General features: G+C 65.7%; 19 protein-coding genes. 13 read left to right on the forward strand and 6 right to left on the reverse strand.

The window, feature by feature from the left end:
• Nucleotide 1: 1 nt before the first annotated feature.
• Nucleotides 2-1,195: an alkaline phosphatase family protein gene (locus AC20117_RS17510; RefSeq protein WP_074702561.1), complete on the forward strand. Its 1,194-nt coding sequence runs from the start codon at nt 2-4 to the stop codon at nt 1,193-1,195.
• A 65-nt stretch (nt 1,196-1,260) separates the two neighbouring features.
• Here AC20117_RS17510 and sepH read toward each other — a convergent pair whose 3' ends face one another.
• Nucleotides 1,261-2,514, reverse strand: coding sequence for a septation protein SepH (gene sepH, locus AC20117_RS17515; protein ID WP_074702560.1), 1,254 nt, complete (start codon nt 2,512-2,514; stop codon nt 1,261-1,263).
• Between the two features lie 300 nt (nt 2,515-2,814).
• Between sepH and AC20117_RS17520 the strand changes: the two genes are divergently transcribed.
• Nucleotides 2,815-3,114, forward strand: a complete 300-nt coding sequence (locus AC20117_RS17520) for a DUF4193 domain-containing protein (protein ID WP_074702559.1) — start codon at nt 2,815-2,817, stop codon at nt 3,112-3,114.
• Nucleotides 3,115-3,229: 115 nt separating this feature from the next.
• Here AC20117_RS17520 and AC20117_RS17525 read toward each other — a convergent pair whose 3' ends face one another.
• Nucleotides 3,230-3,730 (reverse strand): DUF3093 domain-containing protein, encoded by a 501-nt coding sequence (locus tag AC20117_RS17525; RefSeq protein WP_074702558.1) that lies wholly within the window; start codon nt 3,728-3,730, stop codon nt 3,230-3,232.
• Nucleotides 3,731-3,931: 201 nt separating this feature from the next.
• On the opposite strand from AC20117_RS17525, the gene dut reads away from it, so the two are divergent.
• From dut to AC20117_RS17545, 4 genes are all read left to right on the forward strand, one after another.
• Nucleotides 3,932-4,360 (forward strand): dUTP diphosphatase, encoded by a 429-nt coding sequence (dut, locus tag AC20117_RS17530; RefSeq protein ID WP_236777605.1) that lies wholly within the window; start codon nt 3,932-3,934, stop codon nt 4,358-4,360.
• 58 nt (nt 4,361-4,418) lie between these two features.
• Nucleotides 4,419-5,216, forward strand: a complete 798-nt coding sequence (locus AC20117_RS17535) for a DUF3710 domain-containing protein (protein ID WP_074702556.1) — start codon at nt 4,419-4,421, stop codon at nt 5,214-5,216.
• 67 nt (nt 5,217-5,283) lie between these two features.
• Nucleotides 5,284-5,565, forward strand: a complete 282-nt coding sequence (locus tag AC20117_RS17540) for a hypothetical protein (protein ID WP_236777360.1) — start codon at nt 5,284-5,286, stop codon at nt 5,563-5,565.
• A 3-nt stretch (nt 5,566-5,568) separates the two neighbouring features.
• Nucleotides 5,569-6,297 carry a DUF3159 domain-containing protein gene (locus AC20117_RS17545; RefSeq protein ID WP_074702554.1) on the forward strand — a complete coding sequence of 243 codons (729 nt, stop codon included), beginning with the start codon at nt 5,569-5,571 and terminating at the stop codon, nt 6,295-6,297.
• Here the strand turns inward: AC20117_RS17545 and AC20117_RS17550 are convergent.
• Both AC20117_RS17550 and AC20117_RS17555 read right to left on the reverse strand, forming a co-directional pair.
• The gene (locus tag AC20117_RS17550; RefSeq protein WP_074702553.1) at nt 6,238-6,936 is read right to left on the reverse strand and encodes a potassium channel family protein; all 699 of its coding nucleotides are present in this window, start codon (nt 6,934-6,936) and stop codon (nt 6,238-6,240) included. The genes AC20117_RS17545 and AC20117_RS17550 overlap by 60 nt on opposite strands.
• The gene (locus tag AC20117_RS17555) at nt 6,933-7,607 is read right to left on the reverse strand and encodes a potassium channel family protein (protein WP_074702552.1); all 675 of its coding nucleotides are present in this window, start codon (nt 7,605-7,607) and stop codon (nt 6,933-6,935) included. Before AC20117_RS17555 ends, AC20117_RS17550 begins: the two co-directional genes overlap by 4 nt.
• Before the next feature lie 141 nt (nt 7,608-7,748).
• Here AC20117_RS17555 and AC20117_RS17560 point away from each other — a divergent pair, with 141 nt between their 5' ends.
• From AC20117_RS17560 to AC20117_RS17585, 6 genes are all read left to right on the forward strand, one after another.
• On the forward strand, nt 7,749-9,737 hold the full coding sequence (locus AC20117_RS17560) for an APC family permease (RefSeq protein ID WP_074702551.1): 1,989 nt from the start codon (nt 7,749-7,751) through the stop codon (nt 9,735-9,737).
• Nucleotides 9,721-11,046: a class I SAM-dependent RNA methyltransferase gene (locus AC20117_RS17565; protein WP_074702550.1), complete on the forward strand. Its 1,326-nt coding sequence runs from the start codon at nt 9,721-9,723 to the stop codon at nt 11,044-11,046. The genes AC20117_RS17560 and AC20117_RS17565 overlap by 17 nt, the downstream gene beginning before the upstream one ends.
• 251 nt (nt 11,047-11,297) lie before the next feature.
• On the forward strand, nt 11,298-14,087 hold the full coding sequence (acnA, locus tag AC20117_RS17570; protein ID WP_074702549.1) for an aconitate hydratase AcnA: 2,790 nt from the start codon (nt 11,298-11,300) through the stop codon (nt 14,085-14,087).
• Between the two features lie 142 nt (nt 14,088-14,229).
• Nucleotides 14,230-16,203, forward strand: a complete 1,974-nt coding sequence (gene dxs, locus AC20117_RS17575) for a 1-deoxy-D-xylulose-5-phosphate synthase (RefSeq protein ID WP_074702548.1) — start codon at nt 14,230-14,232, stop codon at nt 16,201-16,203.
• Nucleotides 16,200-16,799 (forward strand): DUF402 domain-containing protein, encoded by a 600-nt coding sequence (locus AC20117_RS17580; RefSeq protein ID WP_236777361.1) that lies wholly within the window; start codon nt 16,200-16,202, stop codon nt 16,797-16,799. The genes dxs and AC20117_RS17580 overlap by 4 nt, the downstream gene beginning before the upstream one ends.
• Complete coding sequence (locus AC20117_RS17585; RefSeq protein ID WP_074702547.1) at nt 16,796-17,356, forward strand: hypothetical protein; 561 nt, start codon at nt 16,796-16,798, stop codon at nt 17,354-17,356. Before AC20117_RS17580 ends, AC20117_RS17585 begins: the two co-directional genes overlap by 4 nt.
• Here the strand turns inward: AC20117_RS17585 and AC20117_RS17590 are convergent.
• Together AC20117_RS17590 and argG are read right to left on the reverse strand one after the other, a co-directional pair.
• Entirely contained in the window at nt 17,353-17,958 is a 606-nt protein-coding gene (locus AC20117_RS17590) for a mismatch-specific DNA-glycosylase (RefSeq protein ID WP_074702546.1), read from the reverse strand. The two genes, AC20117_RS17585 and AC20117_RS17590, sit on opposite strands and share 4 nt — an antisense overlap.
• A 110-nt stretch (nt 17,959-18,068) precedes the next feature.
• The gene (gene argG / locus AC20117_RS17595) at nt 18,069-19,496 is read right to left on the reverse strand and encodes an argininosuccinate synthase (protein WP_074702545.1); all 1,428 of its coding nucleotides are present in this window, start codon (nt 19,494-19,496) and stop codon (nt 18,069-18,071) included.
• Nucleotides 19,497-19,649: 153 nt separating this feature from the next.
• Here argG and AC20117_RS17600 point away from each other — a divergent pair, with 153 nt between their 5' ends.
• Nucleotides 19,650-20,627, forward strand: coding sequence for an aldo/keto reductase (locus AC20117_RS17600; protein WP_074702544.1), 978 nt, complete (start codon nt 19,650-19,652; stop codon nt 20,625-20,627).
• The last annotated feature ends 3 nt before the right edge of the window (nt 20,628-20,630 follow it).

Below are 20,630 nucleotides of genomic sequence, written 5' to 3' on the forward strand. Positions count from 1 at the left end.
GATGCCGTTGCATCACGAACCGCTGCCCCCGGCACCCGGCTTCGGCCGGGACACCATCGCCGATGTCTTCAGCAGTGCGGCAGCAGCCCTTGACGTACCGGGTTTTGAGAATGTCCTGGGTCTGCCCGGCGCCAGGCGCATTTGTGTAGTCATGGTGGACGGACTGGGCAAGGCCCTGCTCAAACAGCGCGGCGGGCACGCCCCGTTCCTGCGGAAATGCCTCGAAAACTCGCGCACCCTGCGCAGCGCCTTCCCATCAACGACGGCGTCGTCGCTCGCCAGCTTAGGGACGGGGCTTGAGCCCGGTCTGCATGGCATGGTCGGCTACGATGTGCTGGATCCGGCGCAGGACAAGGTGGTCAACCAGCTGGGCGGCTGGGACGCGGAAGTGGATCCGCGCAAGTGGCAGCCGCATGCCACCGTCTTCGAACGCGCTGCCGAACACGTCTCCGTAGCGACGGTCAGCCTGCCCAAGTTCGCCGACTCCGGCATGACCCAGGCGGCGCTGCGCGGCGGATCCTTCATCCCGGCGACCACGGGCCATGCACGGACCCAGGCCACGGTCGAGGCCCTGGCCGCGCAGGACCGTGCACTCGTCTATCTGTACTTCAACGAGCTGGACAAGGCCGGGCACCGCCATGGGAGTGCGTCGGTGGAATGGGGCAACGCTCTGGAGGAGCTGGATTCTGACATGCGCCGGCTGGCCGGCCAGCTGCCTGCCGACACGCTGCTGCTGCTGACTGCGGACCACGGCATGCTCGATGTCTCTCGCGAACACCGGTACGACTATTCCCTGCAGCCGGAACTGGTCGAGGGGGTCCGCCACACAGGCGGTGAACCGCGTCTGGTGCATTTGTATCTAGAGCCCGACGCCGGTGAGCGGCAACGCGACAAGCTCACCACCGCATGGCGTGAGTCGTTTGGCAAGCAGGCCTGGATTCTTGATCGGGACGAAGCTGTGGCTCACGGTCTTTTCGGCCGTGTGGATGCTTCCGTTCTGCCTCGGATCGGGGATCTGATGATCGCTGCGCGGGAGCCGATCGCGCTGTACGATACGCGCAGGGTGGCGGAGCGTGCCATGGACGTAGTGGGCCAGCACGGGTCATTGACCCGGGCCGAACGCGAAGTGCCGTTGCTTACGCTGAGCTCGACGGTCCGTTCATCCGGCAAGAAGAACACCACCAAGGGAAAGTAACAGCAGACGTCCTGATCGACTCAGGCCGCCTGCTGCTCCGGGACTGCCGGAGGCGTCCGCCCGGCTTATTCGTGCTTGGTGCCGAAAACGATCTCGTCCCAGCTCGGGACGCTGGAGCGCTTCGGTTTCATCGACCGCTTGCGCTGCTGCTCTTCGGCCGCGGCCGCATCTGCCGACGCCACCGCTTCCGCAGAATCTGTCGGCTCCGAACTTTGGTCCTGATCAGCAGAGGCGGATACGGAGTCGGCGTCCGGTGCCGCTTCAGCATTCTCCTCCGGCAAGGGGGCACCGGAGACCGTTATTTCCCTGGTCTCCATGCTGACGCCCGGATGAAGATCGAGCGAAGAGTCGGCCATGTGGTCAGATGAGGCGAGACTCAGCGTGAACGGGCTGCTCGGCCGCCCGCCGCTGCCGTCTGCATCCGTATCATCACCGGCCAGGATTCCGTCACGCGGATGGGCAGCGGGGATACCGCCCTGGGTCAGCAGGAGTGCCAGGGCGTCGTCGGCTTCTTCGTCAACGCCGAGCCGCTGGCCCCGGCGGGACCGAAGTACTTCCAGCAGGTTGTCCGAGTCTGTGGTGTCTTCGTCCCCGGGGGTGGAGTCAGTTTCGGGATCAGCTGCGGTGTCGGCCTCGAAGTCGAAGACCCGGTCAGCCACGGCCGTGAGGCGGCGCGCCGGAACGGGGCCGTCCAAGGGCTCAAGTTCGCTGAGTTGCTGCGCCCAGCGGTTGCTGTTCTGCACAGTTTTGCTGGTGGGGCTGTAAAGCCACTTGGCGGGAGGTTCCTCACCGATTGAACCGCTGGCAACGGCGGGCGGCTGGAAACGGGCAACGATCTCCCATGCGCCGTCCTGGCGCCGCCAGGAGTCCCACTCCAGTGAAGCCGCGTCGATGCCGAACGCATTCACCCGGTGGGCGACCATCTCCCCAAGGGTGGCGGGAGCGTCTCCGAATGCAGAGCGGTAGCTGTCGTGTGACGGCAGTGCCGAAGCGACCTCGACGCGCTGCGCCTGCTGGACCATGTAGTCCCGTTCGGCACGGACAGGGCCCTCATACCGCAGGATCCGTGCCATGTCGAGACCCGATTCAGCGGCGACCTGCTCCGCGGAGGCTCCGGCACGGATCCGTGCCTGAATCTCGCGGGGGGACATCGCGGCGCCCCCGTTCTCCGAATCAGCAGCGGGAACCCGCACTGACGGGCGCGCTGCTGCGGAACGGAGTGCTTCATCAATCGCCAGGCGGTAACTTTCCCCGCCGTCGCCGCTCAACAGCAGATGTTCGCCATCCTCATGGACACCCACCAGCCGTAGATCCTGCATGAAAACCCTCCACCAGACGACAATTCCTCCCTGAAACTCTGCCACCGATAGCGCCTAATACCTACTGTTTGGGCGGGTGTGGCGTGCAGTTCGTGGCCTAAGTTGCCCCGTAGAGGTGCTTATCCGGTCGCCGGCGGAGGAAGGGTTTGATATTCGGGCTTCGAATAGGCCACAATCTTCGCGTTATGGGCACAAAATCCGCGTTGTGGACGTTGTGATCTGACACATCATCGGGCGTGATGGGCTTGCCGGCCCGGAAGACCGGCTTACAACTGCAACACGGAGCGTGAAGACACAATTATGGCGACTGATTATGATGCGCCTCGCAAGACCGATGAGGAAACCAGCGAGGAATCCATTGCGGAGCTGAAGACCCACCGCACGAGCAAGCAGTCCGCCGTCGTTGACGAGGACGAAGCTGAAGCGGCCGAAGGATTCGAACTGCCGGGGGCGGACCTGTCCAGCGAAGAGCTGACGGTGCGCATCATGCCTGCACAGGCAGACGAATTTACCTGTGCGTCATGCTTCCTGGTCCGTCACCGGTCCCAGGTCGCCAGGGAAAAGGACGGACTCCTGTACTGCAAGGACTGTGAAGGCTGAGCAGCCGAATTCACCGGCGGCAGCGGTTGCTGCGGTAGCGGTTGCCGGATGGCAGGCACTGCCGGACGCGCCGAGCGCATGGGCGGCCAGGTGATGGCCGCCCATGGTCCATCGGTTACTGGCCTTGCGGGCTGGACAGTGCGGCGACGAGCTGGTTCGGGCGCCGCGTGGAGGTGATCCAGTAGGGCGTCCGGTCCGCCTCATCGGTGATCTCGATCTTGACTACGGGCTGGATCCAGCCGCGGAAACACATGTAGGCGGTGCCGTTCAGCTCCGTTCCGCGCTGGGCGGTGGCGTCGTCGCCGGTGAAGGCCTCGACCCGGCCGATGAATTCCCGCTCGATCTGGGCGCGGCCCACCTGAAGCGTCTTCTGGGTCACAGTGATCCGCGGCGCCGAAACGATCAGCAGGACCGTCAGAATGACCGCAGCGACCGCTGCGGCGATGTAGCCGGTGGTCAGGCTGATCGGTGCCAAGACGAAAATCACCGCTCCGGCCGTGCCTGCCGCGATCAGCCAGATCCAGAAGTTCGGCCACAGGCGTTCCTGGTAAATGACGGCTCCGGGTGTCCCGGAAGCGGAGCCGGTGTTACCGGCGGGAGTGGCGTTTGTGCTCATGATTCCAGCTTTTCACCTTTCCCATGGCTTTTCACCTCGGAGGCCGGCGGAGCCGCGGCGGCCTGCTGTGCATGACGTAGTTGTTCCGCGCCAAAAGCGTTAGAGTGATGTGCGGAAACTCTCGCGGCGGCAGGGCCGCCATCGGCAAGGAAATGGTAGCGAGTGCAGGATATTCAACCCACGCTGAACGTTCAGCTGAAAATGCTCGACGACGGTCTGGAGGCACCGGGCTACGCCCATCCTGGCGACGCCGGGGCTGACCTGCGCAGCCGCATTGACTTCAGGATCGGGCCGGGGGAGCGGATCCTTGTCCCTACCGGTGTGGCCATCGCGCTGCCGCAAGGGTATGTGGCGCTGATCCATCCGCGGTCGGGACTGGCGACGAAACACGGCTTGACCATTGTTAATGCACCCGGCACGGTTGATGCCGGCTACCGCGGCGAAATCGCCGTGACGCTGCTGAACACGGATGCCACCGAGACCCTGACCTTCAAGCGCGGGGACCGCATTGCGCAAATGGTCATCCAGCGCGTAGAGCACGCTGCCTTTGAACATGTCGACGAGCTGCCGGGCTCCATCCGGGGAACCGGCGGGTTCGGGTCGACCGGCGGCTTTACGGCAGCCCAATGAAGCGCCGACCGAGTACAACTGCCGCTGGCCAGCCAGCGGCTCCAGAGAGGACCCGACGATGATTTTTGGGCGCCGCAAGAACAAGAACGAGACGAGCGATCTGCCGGAGACCGCAGCGGAGAACGCCGAAGAGCAGGCTCCGGGCGAAGCGCCGGATCCCGCAGCGGACCCGGAACAGGCAGAAGCAGCCCAGACTTTGCCGAAGGCTGCCAAAACCGACGCGGAACTGCGCAGCAGCGGTCCGTTCGATAGCGCCGAAAAAGATACCGATGAGGGATACCTGGATCTCGGCGCGCTGAAAATCCAGCCCCGTGATGGACTTCAGCTCCGCCTGGAAGTAGAGGAAAAAACGCAGCGCGTGATTGCAGTAACGCTGGACCTGTCGGGTTCCAGTTTGCAGCTGCAGGCGTTCGCCGCGCCTAAGTCCGAGGGTCTGTGGGAGGAAATCCGCGAACAGCTGGCCTCATCCATCGGTTCCCAGGGCGGGACCGTTGAGGAGGTAAGCGGGCCGCTGGGGACAGAAGTTGTGGCCAAGCTGCCGGCCCAGACACCGGACGGGAAGCGTGGCTTCCGGGTAGCGCGCTTCATCGGCGTCGACGGTCCGCGGTGGTTCCTGCGCGGAGTCATCGGCGGTGCGGCGGCATTGGACCGGGCGAAGGCCGCGGAGCTGGAAGAGCTCTTCCGGCAGACCGTTGTGGTCCGGGGCGACCAGCCGCTGCCGCCACGGGATCTGCTGACGCTGCGGCTGCCCAAGGACGCGAGCCTGCGCACGCAGGACGGTCAGCCCGCTCCCGGCCAGCCTGCTCCAGGCTTGAGCGAACCCGAGCGCGGACCCGAGATCACCCACATTGGCTAAGGACAGGCGTCCCGGTGCCGGGTCCGCCGTCGTTATTCCGTTGGAAGCATTGCCGAAGCGTGGGCGCGTGCGCTCCGTGGGATATGTGGAGTCCATCACGATTCTGCCCGTCGGCCAGGCGCCAAGCTTTTCGGCCGTGCTGACCTCGGCGGGGCCCGGAGTCCGGGCCACCGACGCCGGCGTGCAGCAGCGGCCAGCGAGGATCCGCCTAATCTGGCTAGGGCAACGGCGGGTACCGGGGATCGATGCCGGCATCCGCCTGGGTTTCGAAGGAACCGTGTTCGAAGTCGACGGACTGCCGACGATGTACAACCCGCGCTATGAAATCCAAAGCCTGTTGGAGAATTGAGCCATGACTGAAAAACCCGAACCTCGCGATGAGCAGGAGAAATCCGTCAGCGAGCTCGCCGGTGCCTACGCGGCGCGGGCGGGAGTGGAGCGCCGCGAAGACGGCCAGATCGACGTGCTCAAGTCCGTGGGCGGCGTCCGCGGTCTGACCGAAAGCATTCTGCCCGGCCTGGTTTTCCTCGTAGTCTTCACCGTTGTCCGCGATCTGGCGTCGGCCCTGATTGGGGCGCTGGGCATCGCGGCGGTGTTCACCATCCTGCGGCTGATCCAGCGCGGGACGGTGGTCCAAGCGTTTTCCGGACTGATCGGCGTGGCCATCTGTGCCTTTGTCGCCAACACGACCGGCCGGGCCGAGACGTTCTACATTCCGGGCTTCTTCACCAACGCCGCCTACATCGTGGGCATGGTCATTTCGATTGCGGTCAAATGGCCGCTGGCCGGACTGCTGTTCGGCTTCATCCGCGGCGAAGGGACGGACTGGCGCAAGGAACCGCGCCGCTTGCGGGCCTACGTGCTGGCGACCTGGATTGTCATCGCCGTACTGGCCCTGCGACTGGCCGTCCAGGTGCCGCTGTACTTCATGGGCCCGGATGCCCTGGTGGCGCTGGGTACCGCGCGGCTCGTCATGGGCGTGCCGCTGTACGCGCTCGGCCTCTGGCTGGCGTGGATGGTCTCACGCCCGGTCGGCGGCGCCGTCGTCGGCGGCACTGCCGCTCCGGGCAGTCAGCACTGACCGCAGCTGGTCTTCGGCGGCGATGGTCGTCACGAAGAACAGCTCGTCGCTGTCCTCGATCACATCGTCCATGCTGGGCGTGATGGGCGCGTCGTCGCGCAGGATGGCCACGACCGTGGCGTCCTGCGGCCAGTCGATGGAGCCCAGTGTCCTGCCGACCAGCGGCGAATCGTGGGGCACGGTGAACTCGACCATGGAGGCCACGCCTGTCTGCAGCGTCAGCAGGCGGACCAGATCGCCGATTTCCACCGCCTCTTCCACCAGTGCGGTCATCAGGCGCGGCGTGTTGACGGCTACGTCCACGCCCCACGAGTCGTCAAACATCCAGTCGTTTTTCGGATTGTTCACCCGGCCGACGGTGCGGGCAACACCGAATTCGCTCTTGGCCAGCAGCGAGACGACCAGGTTCACCTTGTCATCGCCCGTCGCGGAAACCACCACGTCGGCTTCGTCCAGGTTGGCGTCGCGCAGCGTGGTGATTTCGCACGCATCCCCGATCAACCAGCGGGCACCCTTGAGGCCGCTGCGGCCGATCGCTTCCGGCTTCTGGTCAATCAGCAGGATGTCGTGATTGTTGGAGAGCAGCTCCCGGGCGATGGAGGAGCCGACGCTGCCTGCCCCGGCGATGACTACCTTCATTCGGACTCCTTAACCGGCGGCTTGGACAGGATGCCGGCGATCTTCTGGGTGGCGGCCACGTTCATCATGGCGTGGACAATATCGCCTTGCTGGTAGCGGGTTTCGGGACCGGGAAGCATGCCCTCGCCGAACCGCGTCAGGTACGCCACCCGGGCGCCGGATGCAGCCTCGATCTCCGCGAAGCCGTGCCCGACCCAGCCGTCGTGCAAGGACACTTCACCGAGAATCAGCCGCCCGGAAGCTTCCCGGAAGTCGCCCTTGATGCTCTGCTCGGGTAGGATCCGCCGCAGCACCTGGTCCGCGCTCCAGCGGACCGCAGCCACGGTGGGAATGCCCAGACGCTGGTAAATTTCGGCCCGCCCAGGATCGTAGATCCGGGCGACGACGTGGGGGACGTGGAAGGTCTCGCGCGCTACCCGGGTGGCCAGGATGTTCGAGTTATCGCCACTGGAGACCGCGGCGAAGGCATAGGCATTTTCAATATCGGCGTGGCGCAGCGTGTCGCGGTCGAAACCGACGCCGGTGATCTTGCGCCCGGAAAAGTCGCTGCGCAGCCGGCGGAAAGCGCTGTCGTCCTGGTCAATCACCGCCACGCTGTGCCCCGATTCGTCCAGCGTATGAGCCAGTGTCACGCCAACGCGTCCGCACCCCATGATCACGAAATGCGCCACCGGATTCCCTTCCCTTGAAGCATGTTGTCCAGCAGCAAGCTTATCGGCAAGAGCGCCGCAACAGCGCGGTGCCGCCCGCGGCAGTAAGCTTTCATGCGTGATGACTGTGTCCGTACCTGTGCGTGCGTGGAACGGCGGAACATGCTGACCTCCCTTAACGCGCTCAAGCGCATCCTGGTGGGCAGGCCGTTCCGGACCGAACGTGCCAAAGCCCAGCCGCTGCCGCAACGGCTGGCGCTGCCAGTGTTTTCGGCCAACGCGCTCTCCTCCGTGGCGTACTCTCCGGATGAGATCCTGCTGACCCTGGCGCTGGCGGGAGTGGCCGCCGTCGCGCTGTCGCCGCTGGTCGGCCTGGCGGTCATGGTGGTGCTGCTGGTCATTGTCGCTTCCTACCGCCAAAGCGTGCACGCGTACCCCTCCGGCGGCGACTACCAGATCGCCAGCGAGAACCTGGGCAAGAACGCCGGCATCACCGTCGGTTCAGCGCTCATGTTCGACTACGTGCTCACGGTGGCGGTCTCCATGTCGTCCGCCGCGCACTACGTCATCGCGGCGTTCCCCACGCTCAGGGGATGGCAAACGACGGCGGCCGTTGCCGGCGTCGTAATTCTTGCTTTGCTGCACCTGCGCGGACTCCGGCGCGGAGGTAGGTCGGTGGCCATCCCGACGTACGCCTTCGTGGGGCTGATCCTGCTGATGTGCCTGGTGGGTTTCATCCAGGACATGTCCGGTCAACTCCAGCTGGCGCCCAGCGCCGGGCTGGACATTGTGCCGGACGCGGAGTTCCAGGCCGGACTGACCGGCCTGGCCGGAGCGCTGCTGGTGCTGCGCGCGTTCTCCACCGGCGCGGCGGCGCTGACCGGTGTGGAAACCCCGGCGGGCAACGTCCAGGCGTTCCAGCCGCCGCGGGCCCGGAACGCCGCGACGGCGCTGCTGGTCCTCGGCGTGGCCGCGACCGTGATGACCATGGCGGTGCTGTATCTGGCCCGCGCCACCCGGGTCCACGTGGTGCAGGTTCCCGCCGAGCAGCTGCGGCTCAACGGCGGTCCGCTGCCGGCGGACTACCTGCAGACGCCCGTCATCAGCCAGCTCGCGGCGACCGTCTTCGACCGCGGCAACGTGCTGTTCTACCTGGTCCTGGCGGCCACCGGCCTGATCCTGGTCCTGGCCAGCCACTCCGCCTTCACCGCCTTCCCGTCGCTGGCCTCCATCCTGGCCACGGACGGTTTCCTGCCCCGGCAGCTGCGCACCCGCGGCGACCGGCTGAGCTACAGCAACGGAGTCATGGCGCTGGCCGGCGCGGCACTGGTGCTGATCCTGATTTTCGAGGCCGATGTCACCGAACTCATCCAGCTGTACGTGGTGGGCGTGTTCGTCTCCTTCACCTTCAGCCAGCTCGGCATGATCAAGCACTTTTCCCGGCAGATCCGCTCCACGCCGCACAAACCAGTACGACGGCGGATGGCCCGCTCGCGCGTCATCAACCTCATCGGGTTCATCATGACCGCCACGGTGCTGGTGGTGGTGCTCGTGAGCAAGTTTGTCTTCGGCGCGTGGATCGCGGTGGCCGGCATCCTCATTCTGGCGCTGATCATGTACAGCATCCACCGGCATTACGAGCAGGTGGCGCAGGAACTGGCCGTGGACGAGAACCAACCGGCCACCGCGCTGCCGTCCCGGGTGCACGCCGTGATCCTGGTCTCGCACGTGCGCAAGCCGGTGCTGCGTGCGCTGGCCTTTGCCCGCGCCTCCCGCCCGTCCAAACTCGATGCGGTCATCGTGGACATCGACGAAGAAGAGACGAAAGCGACGCTTGCAGACTGGGAACGCTACAAGATTCCCGTGCCGATCACCGTCCTGGCGTCCCCGTACCGCGACACCACCGTCCCGATTATCGAGTACATCAAGAACATCCGGCGCGATTCACCCCGCGATCTGGTGGTCGTGTACATTCCGGAGTACGTCGTGGGCCGGTGGTGGGAGCAGCTAGTGCACAACCAGACCGCCCTGCGGATCAAAACCCGACTGCATTTCGAACCCGGAGTCATGGTTGCCAGCGTTCCCTGGCAACTGGCTTCCTCCGACGCCGTCCGCAAATACCAGGAGTTTCCTAATGGCGCAGGCCGCTGACCCCACCGACCACACCGAGCTCGAACTGAGTATCGGCGCCCCGGCCCACGGCGGGCACTTTGTCGCCCGGCACGAGGGCCGCGTGGTCTTCGTCCGGCATGCGCTGCCCGGTGAGCTCGTCCGCGTGCGGATTACCGACGGCGGTGCGGACTCCGGTTTCTGGCGCGCCGACACCGTCGAGGTGCTCGAGGCTTCGCCGCACCGCGTGGGGCATCCCTGGGACCGCGCGGACGCCTTGCTGGCAGCCAAGCGCCACCGTCCGGCGGTGGGCGGCGCGGAGTTCGGGCACATCGAACTCGCCGAGCAGCGGCGGCTCAAGGCGACGGTGTTCGAAGAGCAGCTGCAGCGGCTGGCCCGCGTCGAACGGCAGGTCGTGGTGGAAGCTGCGGATGAGAACGACGACGGCGGACTGGGTTGGCGGACCCGGGCGGCTTTCGCCGTGGACAAGAGCGGGCATCTGGCCATGCACGCGCACCGATCCGATGAGCTTGTTCCGGTAACCGAGATGCCGCTGGCGGTGGCTGCCATCAACGAGCTGCGGCTGTGGGAAGCGGACCTGAACCAGGTGTCCCGCGTCGAGGTGGCGGCGCCGGCGAACGGTTCCGCGCCGCTGGTGCTGCTGGTACCCGAGCCCAACGCGTCGCCGCGGCGGATGGCTGCCGTGGCCGCTGCCATCGACCCGTCCGCGTCGGTTGCCGTCTGGGAGCCAGAGGAACGCAAACTCACCCGGCTGAAGGGCAGGACCTGGGTGGCCGAAACCTGCGGGGAGCACCAGTACCGGGTGACCGGGGACGGCTTCTGGCAGATCCACCGCTCGGCGCCCCAGGTGCTGACCGAAGCGGTCATGGCAGGTGTGCGGCCGCAGCCGGGGGAGCGGGTGGCGGACCTTTACGCCGGCGCCGGCCTGTTCACGGCCCCGCTGGCGGAAGCGGTGGGCGTCACCGGCACGGTGCTCTCGGTGGAAGGGTCCCGGGGTACCAGCCGCGATGCGCGCAAGAACCTGCACGACGCGCCGCAGGTGACCATCGTCCAGGGCAAGGTGGAGAAGGCACTGCGGTCACAGAACGGACTGGACGCCGTGGTCCTCGATCCGCCGCGCGCCGGAGCCGGCAGGACCGTGGTGCACCTGCTGCACGACCAGCGGCCGCGCGTGGTCGGCTACGTTTCCTGCGATCCGGCCTCCTTTGCCCGCGATCTGGGCTACTTCCAGGCCCTCGGGTGGGAGCTCAAGACCCTGAGGGTATTTGACCTGTATCCGAACACGCACCACATGGAGTCCTTCGCGGAGCTTGTGCCACCGCGGGCCTAAGCCGCGTTGGAAGTGCCTGTCATCACTGCGTCGCATTCCGGACGGAGGGCTAGGATGGGAAAAGGATGTCCGGGGCCGCGCACGGCACTGCTGCCGATGCGGCCGGAACCGTGAAAGCCAATTCCGGCGAATGCAGACTGCTGGTTCCATCAGTGTCTGCCACGATCAGCGGTGTGCGTGAATTAGGGAAGCCTAACTAGCGGGGGACTGCTGCCCGGACAAAGATAAAGTGTGGCGAGAGGAGTCCTGTTATGAGTAATGTGGACAGCTTCGGATCCAAAGGCGTACTAGACGTTGCCGGGTCCGAATATGAAATTTTCCGGCTGAATTCCGTAGAAGGCGCCGAGAGCCTTCCGTTCAGCCTCAAGGTCCTGTTGGAGAATCTGCTCCGGACCGAGGACGGCGCAAACATCACCGCGGACCACGTCCGTGCACTGGCCAACTGGGACCCGAACGCCCAGCCGGATACGGAAATCCAGTTCACCCCTGCCCGCGTCATCATGCAGGACTTCACTGGTGTTCCCTGCGTTGTTGACCTGGCGACCATGCGCGAGGCAGTCAAGGAACTCGGCGGCGACGCCTCCCGGGTCAACCCGCTGGCCCCGGCCGAGATGGTCATCGACCACTCCGTCCAGATCGATGCCTTCGGCAACGCCGGCGCCCTTGAGCGCAACATGGAAATCGAGTACCAGCGCAACGGCGAGCGTTACCAGTTCCTGCGCTGGGGCCAGACTGCGTTCGACGACTTCAAGGTTGTCCCCCCGGGAACCGGCATTGTCCACCAGGTCAACATCGAATACCTGGCGCGCACCGTCATGACCCGCGAAGTCGAGGGCAAGCTGCGCGCTTACCCCGACACCTGCGTCGGCACCGACTCCCACACCACCATGGTCAACGGCCTGGGCGTACTGGGCTGGGGCGTTGGCGGTATTGAAGCAGAGGCAGCCATGCTCGGCCAGCCGGTCTCGATGCTGATCCCGCGCGTGGTCGGCTTCAAGCTCAGCGGCTCCATCCCCGCGGGCGCAACGGCTACCGACGTCGTCCTGACCATCACCGAAATGCTGCGCAAGCACGGTGTTGTCGGCAAGTTCGTCGAATTCTACGGCGAAGGCGTCGCCGCTGTTCCGCTGGCCAACCGCGCCACCATCGGCAACATGAGCCCGGAATTCGGCTCGACTGCCGCCATGTTCCCGATCGACGACGTCACGCTGGACTACCTGCGCCTGACCGGACGTTCCGACGAGAACGTTGCCCTGGTTGAGGCCTACGCCAAGGAACAGGGACTGTGGCATGACCCGTCCCGCGAACTGAAGTTCTCGGAATACCTGGAACTGGATCTGTCCACCGTGGTGCCGTCCATCGCCGGACCGAAGCGTCCGCAGGACCGCATTGAGCTCTCCGCATCGAAGGAACAGTTCCGCAAGGACCTGCACAACTACGTGGCAGCAGCCAACGAGGACGCGCTGGACGAGGCCCTTGAGGAGTCCTTCCCCGCCTCGGATTCGCCCGCAATGACCTCCACCGTGCGCCACTCCGCGGCGGCCAACTCCAACGGGCGCCCGACCAAGCCGGTCACCGTCAAGATGGCCGACGGCCGTGAGTTCGTGCTGGACCATGGTGCGGTGACCATTGCGTCCATCACCTCCTGCACCAACACGTCCAACCCCTCGGTGATGCTGGCCGCCGCCGTGCTGGCCCGCAACGCCGTCGACAAGGGTCTGACCTCCAAGCCGTGGGTGAAGACCTCCGTGGCTCCGGGTTCGAAGGTGGTCACGGACTACTACGAGAAGTCTGGGCTGGTCCCGTACCTGGAGAAGCTCGGCTTCTTCACGGTGGGCTACGGCTGCGCCACCTGCATTGGCAACTCCGGCCCGCTGGAAACCGAGATCTCCGACGCCATCCAGAGCCACGACCTGTCCGTCACGGCGGTCCTGTCCGGTAACCGCAACTTCGAAGGCCGGATCAACCCGGACGTGAAGATGAACTACCTGGCGTCGCCGCCGCTGGTCATCGCCTACGCCCTGGCCGGCTCGATGGACTTCGACTTCGAGAATGACCCGCTGGGCCAGGACGAGGCCGGCAACGATGTCTTCCTGAAGGACATCTGGCCGAGCCCGACCGAAGTGCAGTCCATCATGGACACCTCCATCGACGAGGAGATGTTCGTCAAGGGCTACGAGGGTGTCTTCGAGGGCGACGACCGCTGGAAGGCGCTGGACACTCCCGCAGGCGACACCTTTGCCTGGGACCAGGACTCCACCTACGTGCGGAAGCCACCGTACTTCGAGGGCATGCAAGCCACTCCCGCACCGGTGCAGGACATTACCGGCGCGCGTGTCCTGGCCAAGCTCGGCGATTCGGTCACCACGGACCACATCTCCCCGGCCGGTTCCTTCAAGTCGGACAGCCCGGCGGGACGCTACCTGCTCGAGCACGGCGTGGAGCGCAAGGACTTCAACTCCTACGGCTCGCGCCGCGGTAACCACGAAGTCATGATCCGCGGTACGTTCGCCAACATCCGGCTGCGTAACCTGCTGCTGGACGGCGTCGAAGGCGGCTTCACCCGCGACTTCACGCAGACCGGCGGCCCGCAGGCCTACATCTACGACGCAGCGATGAACTACCAGGTCGCCGGCACCCCGCTGGTGGTGCTGGCCGGCAAGGAATACGGTTCGGGTTCGTCCCGCGACTGGGCCGCCAAGGGCACCGCGCTGCTGGGCGTCAAGGCTGTCATCGCCGAGAGCTTCGAGCGCATCCACCGCTCCAACCTCATTGGCATGGGCGTGCTGCCGCTGCAGTACGCCGCGGGCGAGAATGCCGCGTCGCTGGGCCTCTCCGGCACGGAGACTTTCTCCTTCGAAGGTGTGACCGAGCTCAACAACGGTTCCACGCCCAAGACGGTGAAGGTCACTGCCACGGACGAGGACGGCAAGTCCGTCAGCTTCGACGCCGTTGTGCGAATCGACACACCGGGCGAGGCGGACTACTACCGTAACGGCGGCATCCTGCAGTATGTACTGCGCCAGCTGACCGCAGCGTAACGGTTCAGGACCCACGGAAGGCTCCCGGAGTCCGCCCCCAGGGCGGGCCGGGGGCCTTCTGCGCGTTATGGTTAAGTGTCGACCGCGGCCCGAAGCAGAGGCGTCTGGCGGGCAATGCTATTCATCAGTAAGGGAGGCTTCCATGGGTCTACTGGAGACAATCCGTAATCCGCAGGACCTCAGCAAACTCAGCACGAGGCAGCTGGAAAGCCTCGCTGGGGAAATCCGCCAGTTCCTCATCACGAACGTGGCCCAGACCGGCGGGCATCTCGGACCCAACCTTGGGGTTGTCGAACTGACCCTGGGAATCCACCGGGTGTTCGATTCACCGCGGGACAGCATCGTCTTCGATACCGGCCACCAGTCCTACGTGCACAAACTGGTCACCGGCCGGCAGGACTTCTCTACGTTGCGGCAGGAGGGCGGCCTGTCCGGCTACCCGGAGCGCTCCGAATCCGTGCACGACATCGTCGAATCTTCCCATGCGTCGTCGTCGTTGTCCTGGGCCGACGGAATCTCCCGCGCCCGGAAGCTGAACGGCGAAGGTGAACGCTACGTCGTCGCCATGGTCGGCGACGGCGCACTGACCGGCGGCATGGCCTGGGAGGCCGTGAACAATATCGCGGCCGACAAGGACCGCCGCGTCGTCATCGTAGTCAACGACAATGGCCGTTCCTACGCGCCGACGATCGGCGGCCTGGCGGACCAGCTGGCCGCGCTGCGCTCCACCATCGACAAGGTCCGCACGCACAAGGCGTACGAAGGCACCCTGGACTGGTGGAAGGACCGGCTGGAGAACGGCGGCGTGTTCTCCCAGCTGGCCTACAAGAGCCTGCACGCCGCAAAGAAGGGCATCAAGGACTGGTGGGCGCCGCAGGGACTTTTCGAAGACCTGGGCATGAAATACATCGGCCCCATCGACGGCCATGACATGGCCGCGGTCGAGGAGGCGCTGACGCAGGCCCGCAAGTACGCCGGCCCGGTGATTGTCCACGCGATGACCGAGAAGGGCCGCGGCTACGCTCCGGCGCGGGCCCATGAAGCCGACCAGTTCCACGCCGTCGGCGTTATCGATCCGGAGACCGGCGAACCGGTTGACGCCGGGGGAGTGCAGTCCTGGACCTCGGTCTTCGCCAACGAAATCGCCGATATCGCCGATGAGCGCAAGGACATCGTCGGAATTACGGGTGCCATGTTGATCCCGGTGGGCCTGCACAAGTTTGCCGCGAACCATCCGGACCGGGTGATCGACGTCGGCATCGCCGAACAGCACGCGCTCACGAGCGCCGCGGGCATGGCCTACGGCGGGTTGCATCCGGTGGTTGCGCTCTATGCCACCTTCCTGAACCGTGCGTTCGACCAGTTGCTGATGGATGTTGCCCTGCACAAGGCCGGCGTCACCGTGGTCCTGGACCGGGCCGGCGTGACGGGGCCGGACGGGCCGAGCCATCACGGCATGTGGGACATGGCCATGCTGCAGATCGTGCCCGGGCTGCATCTGGCGGCGCCGCGCGATGCCTCCCGGTTGAAGGAAGAGCTGCGGGAGGCGGTCGCCGTCAATGACGCGCCCACGGTCATCCGCTTTTCCAAAGGTTCGGTCGGCTCGGAGGTCGAAGCCATCGAGCGGCTCAAGGACGGCGTAGATGTCCTGGCCCGCCGCCCGTCCGGCTCCACCGAAAACGACGTGCTCATCGTCAGCATCGGTGCGATGAGCGAACTCGCGCTGGAAGTCTCCAACCGGCTCGGTGCCCAGGGCATCAGCTCCACCGTGGTGGATCCGCGCTGGGTGCTGCCCGTCGCCCGGTCCATCATTGCGATGGCGGCGCAGCACCGGATCGTGATTGTGATCGAAGACGGCGTCCGTGCCGGCGGCGTTGGGTCCAGGATCCGGCAGGAAATGCGGGCAGAGGGCGTGGACACCGCGCTGAACGAGGTAGGTCTGCCGGTAGAGTTCCTGTCGCACGGAACCCGGTCGCAGGTGATGGAACGCGTCGGCCTGACCGCGCGCCAGGTTACCCACGACGTCGTTGCCCAGGTACTCGGAACCAAAGTGCCTTTCGCCCGGCCGCTGCCCGGCCAGGAAATGCCAACGGGCCAGATTCCCAAGATCCAGTGAGCGCGCCGGATCCCGCTGCGCCAGGCGCTGCCGCCGCGTCCCCATCCCGCCGCCCGGAACGCATCGAACCAGGTGAACTGGTCGTGATGCGGAACAGGAAGTGGAACGGCGAGCCCCACTGGGTGGTGCCGGGGGACTATCTGGGCGAGGACCGCTTCGGGCACTGGATATCCCAGCCCACCGGCTCCTTCGTGGCGAAACCCGCCGTTGCCTTTTACGCTGCCTCCGACGCCTTGGTGATGATTCCGCACGACGGGCACCATGTGGTGACATTCTTCGACGAGCTGCACCCGAAAAAGGTGGAGATCTACGTCGATATCGTGTCGGACATCCGGTGGCAGCAGCTCGCTGCCGGCATCGGGTACGAGGTCACGCTGATCGACATGGATCTCGATGTCATCCGTACCTTCGACGAGCGCGGAACCTGGATCGACGACGAAGACGAGTTCGCGGAACACCAGGTGGCCATGAATTACCCCGCCTGGGCCATCTCTGCGACCCAGACCGAATGCAACAGAATCTATTCGGCGGTTAAAGACCGCGTACCGCCCTTTGACGGCACTGCCGACGACTGGTTTCGAAAGGCCCGCCCATGAGCTTTCTCCGGCTGTACAAGCACGACGACAAGGGAGTCCTGCAGTTCCGCGAGGCCTGGTACGACGAAGACTACGGCCAGTTCGTGGTCAATCACGGCACCGTTGGGCACCAGAGCATCACCCGGGAAACGAACGACGTCGCCGAGGATCAGGCCGCGGCCCTGCTGGAGGCGTTTTCAGTCCAGTGCGCGGAGGACGGCTTTGCAGAGATCGCCCGGGAGGACCAGTTCTGGGTGATCGCGCAGTACGCGCTCAAGAGCAGCACCGGCACCGAACGGGACCAGTACCTCGAAGACAAAGCCACGCGGACCATCACCGAATTCTTCGCCTGGCGCGGGCTGGGGGTAGTGGACCGGTCCGAGTTTGCACCGGGAAAACTGAACATCTTCACGCTGGCACCGGACGCGGCCAAAGCGGTCGCCGGCCTGAAGACGTGCCTGCGCGAAGCGAAGCTGGATTTCACCAAGCTCAGCATCGGCGTGGCACCCTACGGCGATCCCGGCGCAGTGAAGCAAAAGCATCCGCTGCCGGCCAAAGCCCCCTTCAGCCTGGGCTAGAAAGCCCGTTCCGGCGTCTCGCCCTGCACGCTCCCGGCCAGTACCAGGCCGGCGGCCAGCGCCGGCTGACGGTACGCGGCGGCGAGCGTGGCCACGGTCTGGTGGGCGTTCAGCCCGCTGGGATTGGGCACGGCCCACAATTCGGCCCCGCCAATTGCTTCCGGCTGGCGTCCGAGTTGTGCCCTGGGACGTCCGAAACCGACGCGGTAGGCGGTAATCCCGGCCACCGCCACTACGCCTGGGCCAAGCACGGCGACTTTGTCTGCGAGCCGAAGCGCTCCCTCTTGCAGCTCTGCCCTGCCCAACTCGTCGGCCCGGGCAGAAGCCCGGGACACAACGTTGGTAATGCCGACACCACGGGCAATGAGGTGGCTGCGGTCGTCCTCCGTCATTCCTTCGCCGGCGCGGATGAGGCGGTCCGTGATGCCGGCGGCTGCCAGCGCCGGATAGAAACGGTTTCCGGGGCGGGCAAAGTGCGTTCCGGTCGCGGCCGACCACAGGCCCGGATTGATGCCGACGAAAAGCAGTCGCAGACCCGGACCCAGGAGGTCGGGAACCTCGGCATTTTGGTAGCCGAGCAGTTCAGTACGTGTGAAAGCCACGGCACAACTGTTCCATGGCTGGCCAGCGCGGCAAAGCCAGAGGCCCGGCGCTCCGTCGTAGAGACAGTGCGCCGGGCCTCCAAGCCACCCGCAGGGGCGGGACGGACGTGTCAGTCGGTACCGGCGTCGAACGCTGCGCGGTCCAGCGCCTCGTCGGCGGCACGGCCGGCTTCGTCGAACTCGGCGGTATCGGCGATCTCCTCGGCGCCGCCGGCCTCAAGGGCGCCGACCAGTTCGGCGGTCGGGCCGCCCACCAGACCCTGGGCGGCGTACTGCTCCAGCCGTGAGCGGGAATCCGCGATGTCCAGGTTGCGCATGGTCAGCTGGCCGATCCGGTCCAGCGGACCGAAGGCGGCGTCGCCCACGCGCTCCATCGAGAGCTTGTCCGGGTGGTAGCTCAGCGACGGGCCGCTGGTGTCGAGGATGGTGTAGTCCTCGCCGCGGCGCAGGCGAAGGGTGACCTCGCCGGTGACGGCCGAGCCGACCCACTTCTGCAGCGACTCGCGCAGCATCAGGGCCTGCGGGTCCAGCCAGCGGCCTTCATACATCAGGCGGCCCAGGCGGCGGCCCTGCGCGTGGTAGCTGGCCACCGTGTCCTCGTTGTGGATAGCGTTGAGCAGCCGCTCGTAGGCGATGTGCAGCAGCGCCATGGCCGGCGCTTCGTAGATGCCGCGGGACTTGGCCTCGATGATGCGGTTTTCGATCTGGTCGGACATGCCCAGGCCGTGGCGGCCGCCGATCGCGTTGGCTTCGTTGACCAGGGCCACGGCGTCGCTGTACTCGGTGCCGTTGATGGCGACCGGACGGCCTGCCTCGAACCGGATGGTGACGTCCTCGGTGGCAATCTCCACGTCGTCGCGCCAGAACGCCACGCCCATGATCGGCTGCACCGCTTCCAGGCTGGTGTCCAGATGCTCCAGGGTCTTGGCCTCATGGGTGGCGCCCCAGATGTTCGCGTCCGTGCTGTACGCCTTCTCGGCCGAGTCGCGGTAGGGGAAGTTGTGCGTGGTCAGCCACTCGGACATTTCCTGGCGCCCGCCCAGCTCCGAGACGAACCGCGGGTCCAGCCACGGCTTGTAGATGCGCAGCCGCGGGTGGGCCAGCAGCCCGTAGCGGTAGAAGCGCTCGATGTCGTTGCCCTTGTAGGTGGAGCCGTCGCCCCAGATGTCCACGCCGTCCTCGCGCATGGCGCGGACCAGCAGGGTGCCGGTGACGGCGCGGCCGAGCGGCGTGGTGTTGAAGTACGCGCGGCCGGCGCTGCGGATGTGGAAAGCGCCGCATGCCAGAGCGGCCAGGCCTTCCTCCACCAGGGCGGGCTTGCAATCGATCAGCCGGGAGAGCTCGGCACCGTATTCGGTGGCACGTCCGGGAACGGCGTCAATGTCCGGTTCGTCGTACTGGCCGAGATCGGCAGTGTAGGTGTAGGGAACCGCGCCGCCGTCGCGCATCCAGGCAACGGCAACGGAGGTATCGAGTCCGCCTGAAAAAGCGATGCCGACACGTTCGCCGACGGGAAGGGAAGTCAAAACTTTAGCCATGCTTTCGATGGTATGTGCAGTGACCCCCAAAGACAGAAGCGACCGCGCCGCTGACGCCTACGTGACGTGCCGGAAATCACCGGCCGACCGCGGCCACAAGGCCTTCCCGGGTAGGATTCGACACGGGCACACAAGCCAAGCGAAAAGGATGTAGTGATGGAATACCGCCGACTGGGCGCTTCAGGACTGACCGTCTCGGCAGTAGGACTCGGCTGCAACAATCTCGGCCGCAGCGGAACCCCCACCCAGACGCAGGACGGATCCACCGCCGTCGTCAATGCCGCTGTAGACGCCGGCGTCACACTTTTCGACGTCGCAGATACCTATGGGAAGACCGCCGGTCTGAGCGAGGAATTCCTGGGCAAGGCGCTGGGGCGGAAGCGCGACGATGTCATTGTCGCCACGAAGTTCGGCATGGACACCCACGGAGCCAACGGGAACGATTTCAACGCCCGCGGCTCGCGGCGGTACATCGTCAAAGCCGCCGAGGCGTCGCTGCGCAGGCTGGGCACAGAGTGGATCGATCTCTACCAGTTCCACACGCCTGACCCGCTGACGCCGATCGAGGAAACCCTCGCCGCGCTGGATGACCTGGTCAGCAGCGGCAAGGTCCGCTACATCGGGCATTCCAACCGTGCCGGCTGGCAGATCGCCGAGGCCGAGTTTACGGCCCGGATGCGCGGTTACACCCGGTTCATCTCCGCACAGAACCATTACAACTTGCTGGACCGCCGGGCCGAACTCGAAGTCCTTCCCGCGGCGCAGGCCTACGGGCTGGGCGTCCTGCCGTACTTCCCGCTGGCCAACGGGCTGCTGACCGGCAAATACAGGGACGGCAAGGCACCGGAAGGCAGCCGCCTGACCCATTCGCGCACCAACCTGCTCAAGGACGCAGACTGGGAACAGCTCGGTGCGTTTTCCCGCTTCGCCGCCGAGCGCGACCTGTCGGAAATCGAGGTTGCCTTCTCCTGGCTGGCGGCCCAGCCTGCCGTCGCATCGGTCATCGCCGGCGCCACCAAGCCCGAACAGATCCGGCAAAACGCCGACGCCGCTTCTTGGCAGCCCACGAATGAAGACCTGGCTGAACTGGACGGGATTTTCCCTGCCGCGCCCAAAGTCGCCCTCTTCTAGCCC

It is taken from the genome of Arthrobacter crystallopoietes, from assembly GCF_002849715.1.
Taxonomy (GTDB): Bacteria; Actinomycetota; Actinomycetes; order Actinomycetales; family Micrococcaceae; genus Crystallibacter; species Crystallibacter crystallopoietes.

Coding starts and splice junctions, on each gene's coding strand:
- AC20117_RS17510 (WP_074702561.1), top strand. CDS start 2: ATGCCGTTGCATCACGAACCGCTGCCCCCGGCACCCGGCTTCGGCCGG.
- AC20117_RS17525 (WP_074702558.1), bottom strand. CDS start 3,730: ATGAGCACAAACGCCACTCCCGCCGGTAACACCGGCTCCGCTTCCGGG.
- AC20117_RS17550 (WP_074702553.1), bottom strand. CDS start 6,936: ATGAAGGTAGTCATCGCCGGGGCAGGCAGCGTCGGCTCCTCCATCGCC.
- AC20117_RS17585 (WP_074702547.1), top strand. CDS start 16,796: ATGAGCTTTCTCCGGCTGTACAAGCACGACGACAAGGGAGTCCTGCAG.
- AC20117_RS17565 (WP_074702550.1), top strand. CDS start 9,721: ATGGCGCAGGCCGCTGACCCCACCGACCACACCGAGCTCGAACTGAGT.
- sepH (WP_074702560.1), bottom strand. CDS start 2,514: ATGCAGGATCTACGGCTGGTGGGTGTCCATGAGGATGGCGAACATCTG.
- dxs (WP_074702548.1), top strand. CDS start 14,230: ATGGGTCTACTGGAGACAATCCGTAATCCGCAGGACCTCAGCAAACTC.
- argG (WP_074702545.1), bottom strand. CDS start 19,496: ATGGCTAAAGTTTTGACTTCCCTTCCCGTCGGCGAACGTGTCGGCATC.
- acnA (WP_074702549.1), top strand. CDS start 11,298: ATGAGTAATGTGGACAGCTTCGGATCCAAAGGCGTACTAGACGTTGCC.
- AC20117_RS17560 (WP_074702551.1), top strand. CDS start 7,749: ATGCTGACCTCCCTTAACGCGCTCAAGCGCATCCTGGTGGGCAGGCCG.
- AC20117_RS17535 (WP_074702556.1), top strand. CDS start 4,419: ATGATTTTTGGGCGCCGCAAGAACAAGAACGAGACGAGCGATCTGCCG.
- AC20117_RS17545 (WP_074702554.1), top strand. CDS start 5,569: ATGACTGAAAAACCCGAACCTCGCGATGAGCAGGAGAAATCCGTCAGC.
- AC20117_RS17520 (WP_074702559.1), top strand. CDS start 2,815: ATGGCGACTGATTATGATGCGCCTCGCAAGACCGATGAGGAAACCAGC.
- dut (WP_236777605.1), top strand. CDS start 3,932: ATGCTCGACGACGGTCTGGAGGCACCGGGCTACGCCCATCCTGGCGAC.